The sequence below is a fragment of the Magnetospirillum sp. ME-1 genome (genome assembly GCF_002105535.1).
Classification (GTDB): Bacteria; Pseudomonadota; Alphaproteobacteria; order Rhodospirillales; family Magnetospirillaceae; genus Phaeospirillum.
In genome coordinates this window covers 4,427,976-4,441,440 of the sequence record NZ_CP015848.1, presented here as the reverse complement: position 1 = coordinate 4,441,440, position 13,465 = coordinate 4,427,976, and the positions used below count along the sequence as shown (strand labels likewise).

The following is a 13,465-nucleotide window of genomic DNA, read 5'->3' as shown; positions in this document are numbered from 1 at the left end:
AATGCAGAGCGCGGGAATGACCTCCGTCTCGCGCCGCCTGCTGGGACGTCTGCGCGACGTCATGGCTGGCAGCGGCTCGGCCCAGGACCGCCTGGACAAGGTGGTCAAGCTGATTGCCGCCGATATGGTGGCCGAGGTGTGCTCGTGCTACGTCATGCGCGCCGGCGAGGTCCTCGAACTGTTCGCCACCGAGGGCCTGAAGAAGGAATCGGTGCACCAGACCCGCCTGCGGGTCGGCGAGGGCCTGGTCGGCGACATCGCCGCCCATGCGCGGCCGCTGGCGCTCGCCGACGCCCAGGCCCATCCCAATTTCGTCTTCCGCCCGGAAACCGGTGAAGAGATCTTCCACTCGCTGATGGGCGTGCCCATCATCCGCGGTTCGCGCGTGGTCGGCGTGGTGGTGGTGCAGAACCGCACCATGCGCCACTACACCGACGAGGAGATCGAGACCCTCGAGACCGTGGCCATGGTGCTGGCCGAGCTGGTCGTCTCGGGCGAGCTGGTCAACCGCGCCGAGCTGGTGCCGGTGGACGGCAACGCTTTGCTGCCGCTGCGCATGGAGGGCGTCAAGCTCAACGGCGGCGTCGGCGTCGGCGTGGCGGTGCTGCACCGGCCGCGCATCACCATCCAGCGGCTGGTGGCCGAGGACCCGGATGCCGAGCTGGAGCGCCTGAAGAAGGCGCTGACCGGCATCAAGCTGGCGCTGGAGGAGCTGTTCTCGCGCCCCGAAATGCGTGACGGCGAGCACCGCGACGTGCTCGAGACCTATCGCATGTTCGCCGAGGACAAGGGCTGGCTGAACCGCATCAACGAGGCCATCCGCACCGGCCTCACCGCCGAGGCGGCGGTGCAGAAGGTCCACGACGACACCCGCGCCCGCATGAGCCAGATCACCGATCCTTACCTGCGCGAGCGCATGCACGATTTCGAGGATCTGGCCAACCGCCTGCTGCAGCATCTGGCCGGCGGCGACGGCGAGCAGCGCCCGGGCGCCGCCGACCTGCCCGAGGGCGCCATCCTGATCGGCCGCAATCTGGGGCCGATGGAGCTGTTCGACTACGACCCCAAGCGTCTGCGCGGCCTGGTGCTGGAGGAGGGCTCGGCCACCTCGCACGTGGCCATCGTGGCGCGCGCGCTGGACATTCCGGTGGTGGGCAGGGTCAAGGACGTGCTCGACAAGATCGAGCCCCTGGACCCGGTGATCTGCGATGGCGACAACGGCCAGGTGTTCATCCGCCCGCCCGACGACATCCGCGAAACCTATATCGACGCCATCAGCCAGCGTCAGATGCGCCAGGCCGTCTATGCCCGCCTGCGCGACCTGCCGGCGGTCACGCCCCAGGGCGTGAAGATCGGCATCCACATGAATGCCGGCCTGCTGCTCGACCTGCAGCATCTGGTGGAATCGGGGGCCGACGGCATCGGCCTGTACCGGACCGAGCTGCCGTTCATGGCGCGCTCCAGCCTGCCCGACGTGGCGGCCCAGACCCTGCTTTACAAGAAGATCCTCGATCAGGCCGAGGGACGGCCGGTGGTGTTCCGTACGCTCGACGTGGGCGGCGACAAGGTGCTGCCCTACTGGAACCCCTATGAGGAGGACAACCCGGCGCTGGGCTGGCGGTCCATCCGCATCACGCTGGACCGCCCGGCGGTGATGCGCTCGCAGCTGCGCGCCCTGCTGCGCGCCGCCCAGGGGCGCGAGCTGTCGGTGATGTTCCCCATGATCGCCGAGGTCTCCGAATTCATTCAGGCCCGTCGCATCCTCGACAAGGAGCTGGATCACGAGCGTCAGGCGGGCAACCCGCTGCCTTCCAAGGTGCTGGTGGGCACCATGCTGGAGGTGCCGGCCCTGGCCCTGCAGCTGGACGCGCTTCTGCCCATGGTGGATTTCGTCTCCATCGGCTCCAACGACCTGACCCAGTTCCTGTTCGCCGTCGATCGCGGCAATCCGCGTATCGCCGAGCGCTACGACCCGCTGGCCCCGGCCATGATCCGCTTCATGCGCTACGTGGCGGTGAAGTGCGGCCAGTACGGCGTATCGCTCTCGGTGTGCGGCGAGATGGCGGGCCGCCCGCTGGAGGCCATGGCCCTGATCGGCGCCGGCATCCGCAACCTGTCGCTGTCGGCGCCCAATATCGGCCCGGTGAAGACCATGATCCGCAGCCTGGATATCCGCGCGCTGGAGGCCTACCTCAACACGCTCCTCAAGTCGCCGGACCATTCCCTGCGCAACAAGCTGAAGACCTTCGCGCTGGATCACGGCGTGGTCTTGTGATGTTGCCACCCCGCGCGGGGATTTGCTAAACAAGGTCGCCACACGCATTGCGAAAAGGCTCGCCCGACGTGGACAGCACTGATTCCGATCCCCAGCAGACCGAGATTCCCGCCGAGACTCCCGCCGAGGCTTCCCTGCCGGTGAGCGTCGCCGAAGCCGAGCCCGAGCCTGCGCCTGCCGCGTCCCTGGCCGTCACGGCCGGCGTGGGGGCCACCCTGCGCGCCGCGCGCGAGGGCATGGGCAAGGCCCTGCCCGATTGCGCCAAGCTGCTGCGTATCCGCCAGCCCTTCCTGGAAGCCCTGGAAGAGGGACGTCACCGCGACCTGCCGGGCGGCACCTATGCCGCCGGCTTCCTGCGCTCCTACGCCGAGTTCCTGGGCCTGGACAGCGAGGAGATGGTCCGCCGCTTCCGCGAAGAAGGGGCGGGCGGTTTCAAGAACCGCACCGAGCTGACCTTCCCGTCCCCGGTGTCCGAGGGCCGCATTCCCGGCGGCGCCGTGATCTTCCTGGGGCTGATCCTGGCGGCGGTGGCCTATGGCGGCTGGTATCTGCTGTCGTCGGCCGAGACCAAGGTCACCGAGATGGTGCCGCCGCTGCCCGACCGTCTGGCCGGGGTGCTCAACCGTCAGGCCAGCCTGACCGGCGATGCCAAGTCGGCGGCCGAGGCGCCCAAGCCGGCCGAGGAAAAGGCCCGCGAAGAGGTGGTTCCGCCCCAGGAGGCGGAGGAGGAGAAGCCCGCCGCCATCCAGTCGCCGGCGCTGCAACAGACCCCCGCCGCGCCCGAACCGTCCAAGGTCGAACCGGCGAAGGTGGAGCCGCCCAAGGCCGAGCCTCCCAAGGCCGAACCCGCGAAGGTCGAGCCGCCCAAGGCCGAGCCTCCCAAGGCCGAACCGGCGAAGGTGGAGCCGCCCAAGGCCGAGCCCCCCAAGGCCGAACCGGCGAAGGTGGAGCCGGCCAAGGTGGAGCCGCCCAAGGCCGAGGCCGCCACTTCCACTCCGGATGGCAAGGTCTATGGCACCGAGTATGCCGATGCCCGCGTGGTGCTGAAGGCCACCGGCGACGATTGCTGGATTCAGGTGCGCGAGGTGGACGGGTCGCTGCTGATGAGCCGTCTGCTGCGCAAGGGCGACAGCTTCCGGGTTCCCAACCGCTCGGGGCTCAACCTGATGGTGGGCAATGCCGGTTCGCTCGAGGTCAGCGTGGACGGCCGCAAGGCTCCGGCGCTGGGTTCGGCGGGGCAGGTCCGGCGCGACATCCGGCTTGATCCCGACAAGCTGGCGGCCGGCGGCTGATAACCCTAAACAGGTTGTCGCTTTCGGAGCTTGGCCTGAATGCGTTATAACGCCTCGCCCCGACCGGCCTCACCGCCGGCCGGGGCGAAGGCCCCTTTTGTACAGCGAGAGTGTCCCATGAGTCTGCGGCCCTACCGTGAAATCGCCCGGCGCAAGTCGCGGCAAATCCGTGTCGGTTCGGTGCTGGTCGGCGGCGATGCCCCCATCTCGGTGCAGACCATGACCAACACGCTGACCACCGACGTCAAGGGGACGCTGGAGCAGATCAGGCGGGCCGCCGATGCCGGCGCCGATCTGGTGCGCGTCTCCTGCCCCGACGAGGATTCGACCAGGGCGTTCAGGCAGATCGCCAAGGAATCGCCGGTGCCGCTGATCGCCGACATCCATTTCCACTACAAGCGCGGCATCGAGGCGGCCGAGGCCGGCGCCGCCTGCCTGCGCATCAATCCCGGCAATATCGGCTCGCACGAGCGGGTGCGCGAAGTGGTCAAGGCCGCCAAGGATCACGGCTGCTCCATGCGCATCGGCGTCAATGCCGGCTCGCTGGACAAGCACCTTTTGGACAAGTACGGCGAGCCCTGCCCGGAAGCCCTGGTGGAAAGCGCGCTGGAACACGCCAAGCTGCTGGAAGACAACGACTTCTTCGAGTTCAAGATCGCCGTGAAGGCCTCCGACGTGTTCCTGGCCGTGGCCGCCTATCAGGGCCTGGCCAAGGCCTGCGACTATCCCCTTCATCTCGGCATCACCGAGGCCGGCGGCCTGATCGGCGGCACGGTGAAGTCGTCCATCGGCATCGGCTCGCTGCTGTGGCAGGGCATCGGCGATACGCTGCGCGTTTCCCTCTCGGCCGACGTCACCGAGGAGGTCAAGGTCGGCTTCGAGATGCTCAAAGCGCTGGACCTGCGCCATCGCGGCGTGCGCATCGTCTCGTGCCCGTCCTGTGCGCGTCAGGGCTTCGACGTCATCAAGACGGTGGAGACCCTGGAGAACCGCCTGTCGCACGTGCGTGCCCCCGTGACCCTGTCCATCCTGGGCTGCGTGGTCAACGGCCCCGGCGAGGCCCGCGAGACCATGGTGGGCATCACCGGCGGCGGGGCCGACAGCCACAAGGTCTATATCGGCGGCTCGCCCGACCACAACGTGGATGGCAAGTCCATGGTGGATCACATCGTCGAACTGGTCGAGGCGCGCGCCGCCGAGATCGAGGCCGCCAAGCAAAAGGGAAGCTGATTTTGTCCAGCCTGCAACCGGTTCGCGGCACCCACGATCTGCTGCCCGACGAGTCCCGCCGTCACCGCAAGATGGAGGAGATCGCCTTCTCCGCCGCCCGGCGCTACGGCTTCGGCGAGATCATGACCCCCATCTTCGAGTTCACCGACGTGTTCGCCCGCACCCTGGGCGAGACCTCGGACGTGGTGACCAAGGAGATGTACACCTTCGCCGACCGTTCGGGCGAATCCATCACGCTGCGTCCCGAGGGCACCGCCGGCGTGGCGCGGGCCTTCATCTCGGGCGGGCTGGCGCAGTCGCTGCCGCTGAAATTGTTCTACCGCGGCCCCATGTTCCGCCACGAGCGCCCCCAGAAGGGGCGTCTGCGCCAGTTCCATCAGGTGGGTGTCGAACTGCTGGGCGTCGAATCGCCGCTGGCCGACATCGAGGTCATCGCCCTGGCCTGGCGGGTGCTGTCCGAACTGGGCCTGGCGTCCAAGGTGCGGCTCGAGATCAACACCCTGGGTGACGCCGAAAGCCGCGAGGCCTACCGCAACACCCTAGTGGCCTATCTGTCGGGTTTTCGCGCCTCGCTGTCCGAGGACAGCCGCAACCGGCTGGAACGCAATCCGCTGCGCATCCTGGATTCCAAGGACGAGGGCGACCGCCGCATCGTCGAGAACGCGCCGCTGATGACCGACTCGCTGTCGCCCGCCGCCCGCGAGTTCTTCACCCAGGTGACCGACGGGCTGCACGCGCTGGGCATTCCGTTCATCATTAACCCTAAGCTGGTGCGCGGCCTGGATTACTACTGCCATACCGCCTTCGAGTTCACCACCACCGAGCTGGGCTCGCAGGGCACCGTGCTGGCCGGTGGCCGCTATGACGAGCTGATCGCCACCATGGGAGGCGCGCGCACCCCGGGCATCGGCTGGGCCGCCGGCGTCGAGCGCCTGTCCATGCTGGTAGGCGAGGTGGCCGACGAAATCCGCCCCATCAGCGTCATTCCCATGGGCGATGCCATGGCCGCCCTGGTGGTGGCCGAGCGTCTTCGCCGCACGGGTCGCAGCGTCGAGATGGGCTTTTCCGGCAACATGAAGAAGCGCATGGCGCGGGCTGCCAAGGTCAATGCCCGCTTCGCCGTGATCCTGGGCGAGGAGGAGGCGGCGCGGGCCGCAATCACCATTCGCGACCTGGACGCTTCCACCCAGGACGAGGTGCCGCTGGCGCAGCTGGAGGATTACCTCGGCCGCAAGTCGTAGCGGGGCTTCGGGGGTGAGTGGGTCCGCGCATCGTCTGGTCGTCGTCGGCGCCAACCATCGGTCGGCGTCGCTGTCCCTGCGCGATGCGCTGTTCGTCGATGACGCTTCGGCCCCCGCCTTCCTCGAGGGGGTGAAGCGGGCCGGGCTGGCCGAGGCCCTGGTGCTGGCCACCTGCGACCGGGTGGAGGTTTGGGCCGAGGACATGGACCCCGCCCATGCCGCCCGGCTGGTGGGCGAGGCCCTGGCCGCCCGGGCCGGGCTGGAGCCCGCAACCCTTGCGGCCCATCTCTACACCCTGTCGGGCGGCGATGCCGTGCGCCATGGCTTCACCGTCACCGCCTCGCTGGATTCCCTGGTGATCGGCGAGCCCCATGTCACCGGCCAGGTCAAGGCCGCCCACCGGCTGGCCCGCGATGCCGGGTGCTGCGGCGGCGAGCTGGACCACTTCCTCCAGGCCGCCTTCGCCGTGGCCAAACGGGTGCGCAGCGAGACCTCCATCGGCGAGGGACCGGTCAGCATCGCGGCGGCCGCCGTCCAGACCGCCCGCGACCTGCATGGCGATCTGGGGGGCTTGCGCGTCCTGCTGGTGGGCACCGGCGAGATGGGCGAATTGGTGGCGGAAAGCCTGCTGGCCGCCGGGTTGAAGGACATCTCGGTCACCGCGCCGCGGGCCGCCCGCGCCGAGGCGGTGGCGAAGTCGCTGGACGGCCATGTGCTGGCCTTCGAGGAATTGCGCGAATCCCTGGCCTCGTTCGACGTGGTGCTGACCTGCGTCGGCGCGCGCACCGTGTCGGTCACCGCCGAGATGGTGACCAACGCGCTGAAGAAGCGCCGCAGAAAGCCGGTCTTCCTGGTGGATGCCGGCATTCCCGGCGACATCGAGCCGGCGGTGAACCGGGTGGACGGCGCCTTTCTCTACGATCTGGCCGACCTGGAGAAGGTGGCGCTGGAAGGCCGCGCCACCCGCGAGGCCGCGGCGCGTGCGGCGCGCGATATCGTCGAGGCCGAGGCCCAGGCCTTCCTGCGGGGCCGGGCGGCGCGGGCCGCGGTGCCCGCCATCGTCGCCCTTCGCGCCCGCTTCGACGAAGTCCGTGAACAGGCGCTGGCTGAAGCCGGCAATGACGCCGCCGAGGCGACGAGGCTGCTGGTCAACCGGCTGCTGCACGCGCCCAGCGAGGCCATGAAGGACATCGCCTCCGAAGGCGCCGAGTGGCGCGCCATGGAAAAGACGCTGCGGACCCTGTTCCGCCTGGATGAGTAGAAAAGAGTCTTGTCATTCCGAGCGGAGCGAGGAATCTCCGCTTGATGGCAAGGTGCCGACATTGAACCGACGGATCAGACTGAGATCCCTCCTCCCGATGGTCGTCGGGATGACATTGACGAAGGTTGCCGGATGAATCTCGAACCGCAATTCGACAAGGTGCTGTATCGCCACGACGAGGTCCGGGCGCAATTGTCCTCGGGCGACGGGATGGATTCCCAGACCATCCAGCGCCTGTCCAAGGAGCTGTCCGAGCTGGACCCGGTGGTGGCCGCCATCCAGGCCTTCCGCAAGGCGCGGGAAGACATGGTCCAGGCCGCCGAGATGATGAACGACCCGGACATGAAGGATCTGGCCGAGGAGGAGTTCTACTCCTTGAAGGAGCGGCTGCCCGCGCTGGAGCGGGACGTCCAGATCATGCTGCTGCCCAAGGACGAGGCGGACGAGAAGAACGCCATCATCGAGGTCCGTGCCGGCACCGGCGGCGAGGAGGCGGCCCTGTTCGCCGCCGAGCTGTTTCGCATGTACGAGCGCTATGCCGGCTTGCACGGCTGGCGCTTCGAGGTGATGGACGTCAACGACACCGGCATCGGCGGCGTCAAGGAGGCGTCGGCCACCATTACCGGCCGCAACGTCTTCGCGCGGCTCAAGTTCGAATCCGGCGTCCATCGGGTGCAGCGGGTGCCCGCCACCGAATCCCAGGGCCGCATTCATACCTCCGCCGCCACCGTGGCCATCATGCCGGAAGCCGAGGAGGTGGACATCCAGCTCAACGATTCCGATCTGCGCTTCGACGTCTACCGCTCCCAGGGCTCGGGCGGGCAGTCGGTCAACACCACCGATTCGGCGGTGCGCGTCACCCACATTCCCACCGGTCTCGCCGTGGCCTGCCAGCAGGAAAAGAGCCAGCACAAGAACAAGGCCACCGCCTTGAAGCTGCTGCGCGCCCGGCTGTACGAGCGCGAGCGTGCGGCCAAGGACGCCGAGCGCGCCGCTGCCCGCAAGAGCCAGGTGGGCTCGGGCGACCGTTCGGAACGCATCCGCACCTACAACTTCCCGCAAGGCCGCGTCACCGACCACCGCATCAACATGACGCTGTACAAGATCGATGCGGTGATGAGCGGCGACGCCCTGGACGAACTGGTGGAAGCCCTGGTGGCCGCCGATCAGGCCGAACGCCTGGCCGAGATGGAATGATGGCCACTGCGGGCCAGACCATCAACGCCGCCGCCCAGCGTCTGGCGGCGGTGGGCATCGACACCGCCCATTACGACGCCCGCCTGATGGTGGCCGAGGTGCTGGGCGTCGAGATGCGCCGCCTTCCCGCCTCCCATCATGCCGAACTGAACGGCGGGGAGAGCGCCCGCCTCGCCGCCATGCTGGAACGCCGGCTGGCCCGCGAGCCCATGTCCCATATCCTGGGGCGGCGGGGATTCTGGACGCTGGAATTCCAGGTGACCGCCGACACCCTGGACCCGCGCCCCGACACCGAGACCCTGATCGAAGCTGTGCTGGCCGCCCTGGACGACAAGGGGCGGCCCCGGCGATTGCTGGATTTCGGCACCGGTTCGGGCTGCATCCTGCTGACCCTGCTGTCGGAGCTGGGGCACGCCACCGGCCTCGGCATCGACGCCAGTCCGGCCGCCCTGGCGGTGGCGGAGCGCAATGCCCAGGCACTGGGTCTGGCGGCCCGCGCCGAGTTCCGTCTGGGTGATTGGGGGGCGGGCTTGGACGGGGCCTTCGACGTCATCCTTTCCAATCCCCCCTACATTCCCGATGGCGACATCGACGGACTGGAGCCGGAAGTGGCGCGCTTCGAGCCGCGCTCGGCCCTGGCCGGCGGGCCCGACGGTCTCGACTGCTACCGCCGGCTGATCCCCCATATGGCCCGTCTGCTGGCGCCCGGCGGAATCGCCGCCCTGGAGGTGGGGGCGGGGCAAGCCGCCGACGTTTCCGCCCTGCTGGCGGCGGCGGGGCTTGCCGGCGCAACCACCCGGCGCGACCTGGGCGGCGTCGAACGCTGCGTCATGGTGCGGCGCATAAAATAATTGTTGGAATACGGGCCGGCGGCGACTAGTGTTGCCCCACGCGCGCCCTTTCGAACCGGGGGTCTCGTCGAGCCTTTCGCTCCGCCCTGGTTCAGCGCCGTGAACTCCCCCATCGCCGCCCCGATTTCGGACGCGGACTGGCCGTGCAGCGATGCCGGCGGGGAAGCCTCTAACGGAGAGCACTCGTGAACCATGAAGGCAGGTCTTCTTTGAATCCCAAGCAGCGTTCCCGTGGACGGGGACCCAATGGGGGCGGCGGCAAGAAGCACGGCGGCGGCGGCGGCGGCGGTGGCGGTGGAATTCCCAACCGTAATCAGGTGTTCGACAGCAACGGCCCCGAGGGCCGCATTCGCGGCAACGCCCATCAGGTGCTGGAGAAGTACCTGTCGCTGGCCCGCGACGCCTCATCCCAGGGCGATCGGGTCGCCGCCGAGAATTACTACCAGCACGCCGAGCACTATTTCCGGGTGATCAACGCCCAGAATCAGAACAACGGCCGTCCGCGCCAGCAGATGCCCACCCCCGCCGAGGATCAGTCCATGGGCGCCGAGGGTGAGGAGGACGGCAGCGGGGAGAACCAGGCCCGCCAGCAGACCCAGGCCCCGGTGCCGGGCGAGGGCGAGCAGCCCGACGTGGTCATGCCGGTCGAGCCCGCCGAGGGCTGAGCGGACACAGGCCGGGACAGGGGCCTCGAGCGGCCTTGTCCCGGAATGGCCCTGCCTTCAGTGCCTGCGTGAAAAGAGCGGCGCGTCCACGTCGTTGTCGTGGCGCGTCAGCGCTTCCAGGAAATCGGTGAACAGCCTGCGCCGCGCCTCGCCGTCATGGGGCGGAATGTCCGCCAGGGCGGCCAGCATGCTCAACAAATCGCGGTGATCGCGGATCATCACCTGGCGCGACGCCCAGTCGGCGGTGATGAACAGTTCCTCTTCCATCTGGAAATGGTCGGCCATGCGTTCTTGCAGCATGTGGATGGCGCGCGCCACCTTGGCCTCGCTCCGGCCTTCGACGATGACCGGCTCCAGCCGGTTCATCATGCGGTAAAGGCGCGTGTGCTCGGCCTCGATCACCGGGTCGCAATCATCGTAATCCCAGGTGGGCATGGCGGAGTCTCCCCTGATTGCACTGGTTCCAATCTGGGGATGGGCGGTCGGAAATTCCAGATGGTCTAGCGGCAGGGGGCGGCCGGCGGGACGACCGCCCGGCCGAGCAGGACCGGGGCTTCATGGACCGGGCCGGGATAGTACAGCGTGACGTCGGGTAAGGTGATGATGGGGCCGAAGCGGGCTTCCAGGGCGGCAATGCCCGGGAACCAGTCCAGGGGCTCGCCCGGCCGGGGCGCATCCTGGTGGTCGATGTCGCGATAGCGTCCATCCAGGGCCTGGTCCCACAGGATCAGGGCGCCGGTGCGGCGGATGTCCTCGTCGGACAGCCAGGGCGCCATCTTGGGGTCGGCCTCGCTGTAGACCCGGGGGCGCTCGGGCAATTTGAGAGAGGCGGTTCCGCCCAGCCAGGCGTCGCCGATGATCACCGGCACGGGGCCGTGGCAAACCTGGCCCCAGCCGTCGGCGGCGGCGTCACCCAGGGGCTTGGCCGGGAAACGCGACCACTTGCCCTCGTCCATGTCGGCGATGATGCCGGTGAAGATCAGCACATAGGTGGCCGCCATGGCCACCATCAGGCCGCTGGTCCAGGCCAGCAGGCGGTTGATCCGCCACGGCGTGGGCACGGGATAGAACAGATGCAGCAGCAGCAGCGGAAGGGGCAGGAAGAAGGATGACGCCCATTCCACCCGCATGGCCCCGCCGGTGATGGCCGACAGCAGGATCACCAGCATCACGGGGCCGAGGCTCATCATCAGCAGGAAGCGGTCCCGGCGGCACAGCTGACGCCGTTGCAGCCGGGGCAGTCCCAGGCCGCCCACCAGGGCGATCAGCAGTGAGGCGCACATGCCGGCCATGATCAGCAGCGCCCCGATCGGGTTGACCAGATGGCGCTCGAGGAAGCTTTCGTTGCTGAGGCCGGCGCCGCTGGACAGGTAGCGCAGCGGCCCCAGATCGTGGGTCAGCACCCACTGGGCATGGGGGGCGGCGACGGCCAGGCACAGCCCCACCGCGACCCAGGCGCGCGGCGAGCGGAGCACCCAGCGGTGTTCCGGCGTCACCAGAACATGGGCCAGCAGCAGCAGCGGCAGGATCAGGATGGTGTACTTGGCGAGGATCCCCAAGCCCAGCGTCAGCCCCAGCAGCGGCCATGCCCAGTTCCGCCGTTCCTCGATGGCGAGATAGGCCAGCCAGATGCCGGCGCACCACGGCAGGTTGAGCAGGATGTTATGATTGAAATGGGGGACGACGTAGCTGTAGTAGCCCAGCACCGGCAAGGTCACCACGGCCAGGGCGGCGCCGGCGGGGTCCAGGTAGCAGCGCGCCAGCCGGTGGACGCAGGCGAACGAGGCCAGCATCACCGCGACTCCCAGGCCGTAGGCCACGCCGTCCGACGCCCCGAACAGCTTGAAGGCGATCTCGGTCATCCAGCTGATCAGCGGCGGATGCTTGAAGTAGCCGGCCTGCCACTCCATTCCCCAGTAGACAATCTGAATGGTGTCGCGATTAAGAGTGGTATTGACCGCCAGCGGCAGGCCGACCCAGGTCAGGGCATAGAGGCAGAACGACAAGGCCAGAAGGGCTTTGACCCCGATGGCAAGCTTGCGTTCCGATCTGGCGATGTCGAGCGACAGACCCATCAATTATGCCGCTGATAACTTATGAATGAGGGCACCCCTACAGGATTGGCCCCACCCTACCTCAGTCGAGTTGGGAGGCAGAAGCAAAATCGGTGAGTCTGTTACACTGAGTTACATTGCCGGGCCGCGGCCCGGCCGGCCCGATAGCCGGTGGCGAAGCAGCCGGTGAGCAGATATCCGCCGGTGGGGGCCTCCCAATCCAGCATTTCGCCGGCCGCGAAGGTCCCCGGCAGGCCTTCGAGCATCAAATTTCCGTCCAGCTGGTCCAGGGCGATTCCCCCGGCGGTGGAGATGGCTTCGGCCAGGGGGCGGGGGCGCAGCAGGCGCAGGGGCAGGGCCTTGATCAGCGTCGCCGAGGGCTCGGTGGCCGGGGCGGCTTCGCGCAGCAGGCCAAGGGCGGCGGCCGACAGGGGCAGGGCCTTTTTCAGGAAGGTGGACAGCGACCGGGAGCCGCGCGGACGGGCCAGGGCCGCCGCCACCCGTCCGGCGCTCCAATCGGGCATCAGGTCCACGTGCAGCACCGCCTCGCCCGAGGATTCCAGGCTGTCGCGCAATTGGGCCGCCAGGCCGTAGACGGCGCCACCTTCGATTCCGGTGGCGGTGAGGGTGATTTCTCCCCGCCGCCTTTGTCCGGCGAAGGACAACTCCACCGTGCCGGTGCGGCTGCCGGCGAAGCGTTGGGCGAAGGGGGCGCTCCAGCCCAGGTCGAAGCCGCAATTGGCGGGCCTGAGCGGGGTGACCTCGACCCCCCTGGCGGCCAGCAGCGGAACCCAGCCGCCATCCGAGCCCAGATGTGGCCAGGACGCCCCGCCCAGCGCCAGGACGCAGACCCTGGCTTCGACCGTTTCCTCACCATCCGGCCCGGCGAAGCGCAGGCGCCCGGCCGCGTCCCAGCCCAGCCAGCGGCGGCGGGGGTGAAGGATGACGCCCAGCCCCCGCAGGCGGCGCATCCAGGCGCGCAGCAGCGGCGCGGCCTTCATCTCGGCGGGAAACACCCGGCCCGACGAACCGACGAAGGTCTCGATCCCCAGCCCCTCGGCCCAGGCGCGCAGGTGGTCCGGTCCGAACTCGGCCAACAGCGGTGCCATGAACCCGGCGGCGGCGCCATAGCGGGCGATGAAACGCTCAGACGGTTCGGAATGGGTGAGGTTCAGTCCGCCCTTGCCGGCCAGCAGGAACTTGCGCCCCGGCGAGGGCATGGCGTCGAACACCTGGACCGCGACGCCCTGCTTCGCCATCACCTCGGCGGCCATCAGACCGGCGGGACCGGCGCCGATCACCACGGCGGTCATGGGCCGTCACCCCTCGATGGGGGCGGTGAACACTCCCGCGATGGGCGGAGAAAATTCGGGAAAATGGCGGGATGTCCGTGCCTGAT

General features: G+C 68.6%; 11 protein-coding genes. 8 read left to right on the top strand and 3 right to left on the bottom strand.

Annotation, left to right across the window (positions count from 1 at the left end; translation table 11 throughout):
- Position 1: 1 nt before the first annotated feature.
- The 8 genes from ptsP (at position 2) to WV31_RS20665 (ending at position 10,012) form a co-directional block, all read left to right on the top strand.
- Positions 2-2,275 carry a phosphoenolpyruvate--protein phosphotransferase gene (gene ptsP / locus WV31_RS20700; RefSeq protein ID WP_085375293.1) on the top strand — a complete coding sequence of 758 codons (2,274 nt, stop codon included), beginning with the start codon at positions 2-4 and terminating at the stop codon, positions 2,273-2,275.
- Positions 2,276-2,343: 68 nt separating this feature from the next.
- Complete coding sequence (locus WV31_RS20695) at positions 2,344-3,567, top strand: helix-turn-helix domain-containing protein (protein WP_085375292.1); 1,224 nt, start codon at positions 2,344-2,346, stop codon at positions 3,565-3,567.
- A gap of 117 nt (positions 3,568-3,684) precedes the next feature.
- The gene (gene ispG, locus WV31_RS20690) at positions 3,685-4,797 is read left to right on the top strand and encodes a flavodoxin-dependent (E)-4-hydroxy-3-methylbut-2-enyl-diphosphate synthase (protein WP_085375291.1); all 1,113 of its coding nucleotides are present in this window, start codon (positions 3,685-3,687) and stop codon (positions 4,795-4,797) included.
- A gap of 2 nt (positions 4,798-4,799) precedes the next feature.
- Positions 4,800-6,038 carry a histidine--tRNA ligase gene (gene hisS, locus WV31_RS20685; protein WP_085375290.1) on the top strand — a complete coding sequence of 413 codons (1,239 nt, stop codon included), beginning with the start codon at positions 4,800-4,802 and terminating at the stop codon, positions 6,036-6,038.
- A gap of 13 nt (positions 6,039-6,051) precedes the next feature.
- A complete protein-coding gene (gene hemA, locus WV31_RS20680) occupies positions 6,052-7,299 on the top strand; it encodes a glutamyl-tRNA reductase (protein WP_085375289.1) in 1,248 nt (415 codons plus the stop codon).
- A 132-nt stretch (positions 7,300-7,431) separates the two neighbouring features.
- Complete coding sequence (prfA, locus tag WV31_RS20675) at positions 7,432-8,496, top strand: peptide chain release factor 1 (protein ID WP_085375288.1); 1,065 nt, start codon at positions 7,432-7,434, stop codon at positions 8,494-8,496.
- Positions 8,496-9,347 carry a peptide chain release factor N(5)-glutamine methyltransferase gene (gene prmC, locus WV31_RS20670; protein WP_085375729.1) on the top strand — a complete coding sequence of 284 codons (852 nt, stop codon included), beginning with the start codon at positions 8,496-8,498 and terminating at the stop codon, positions 9,345-9,347. The genes prfA and prmC overlap by 1 nt, the downstream gene beginning before the upstream one ends.
- Before the next feature lie 209 nt (positions 9,348-9,556).
- Positions 9,557-10,012: a DUF4167 domain-containing protein gene (locus tag WV31_RS20665; RefSeq protein WP_085375287.1), complete on the top strand. Its 456-nt coding sequence runs from the start codon at positions 9,557-9,559 to the stop codon at positions 10,010-10,012.
- 57 nt (positions 10,013-10,069) lie between these two features.
- Here WV31_RS20665 and WV31_RS20660 read toward each other — a convergent pair whose 3' ends face one another.
- The 3 genes from WV31_RS20660 to WV31_RS20650 all read right to left on the bottom strand — a co-directional run bounded on the left by WV31_RS20660 (position 10,070) and on the right by WV31_RS20650 (position 13,379).
- A complete protein-coding gene (locus WV31_RS20660; protein WP_085375286.1) occupies positions 10,070-10,447 on the bottom strand; it encodes a hemerythrin domain-containing protein in 378 nt (125 codons plus the stop codon).
- Positions 10,448-10,512: 65 nt separating this feature from the next.
- Positions 10,513-12,087, bottom strand: coding sequence for a glycosyltransferase family 39 protein (locus WV31_RS20655; RefSeq protein WP_085375285.1), 1,575 nt, complete (start codon positions 12,085-12,087; stop codon positions 10,513-10,515).
- Between the two features lie 101 nt (positions 12,088-12,188).
- A complete protein-coding gene (locus WV31_RS20650; RefSeq protein ID WP_085375284.1) occupies positions 12,189-13,379 on the bottom strand; it encodes an NAD(P)/FAD-dependent oxidoreductase in 1,191 nt (396 codons plus the stop codon).
- Positions 13,380-13,465: the final 86 nt, after the last annotated feature.

What these genes read in the sequence shown, in the direction of transcription:
- prmC (WP_085375729.1), top strand. Translation starts at nt 8,496, where the DNA reads ATGGCCACTGCGGGCCAGACCATCAACGCCGCCGCCCAGCGTCTGGCG.
- WV31_RS20655 (WP_085375285.1), bottom strand. Translation starts at nt 12,087, where the DNA reads ATGGGTCTGTCGCTCGACATCGCCAGATCGGAACGCAAGCTTGCCATC.
- ispG (WP_085375291.1), top strand. Translation starts at nt 3,685, where the DNA reads ATGAGTCTGCGGCCCTACCGTGAAATCGCCCGGCGCAAGTCGCGGCAA.
- prfA (WP_085375288.1), top strand. Translation starts at nt 7,432, where the DNA reads ATGAATCTCGAACCGCAATTCGACAAGGTGCTGTATCGCCACGACGAG.
- WV31_RS20650 (WP_085375284.1), bottom strand. Translation starts at nt 13,379, where the DNA reads ATGACCGCCGTGGTGATCGGCGCCGGTCCCGCCGGTCTGATGGCCGCC.
- WV31_RS20660 (WP_085375286.1), bottom strand. Translation starts at nt 10,447, where the DNA reads ATGCCCACCTGGGATTACGATGATTGCGACCCGGTGATCGAGGCCGAG.
- ptsP (WP_085375293.1), top strand. Translation starts at nt 2, where the DNA reads ATGCAGAGCGCGGGAATGACCTCCGTCTCGCGCCGCCTGCTGGGACGT.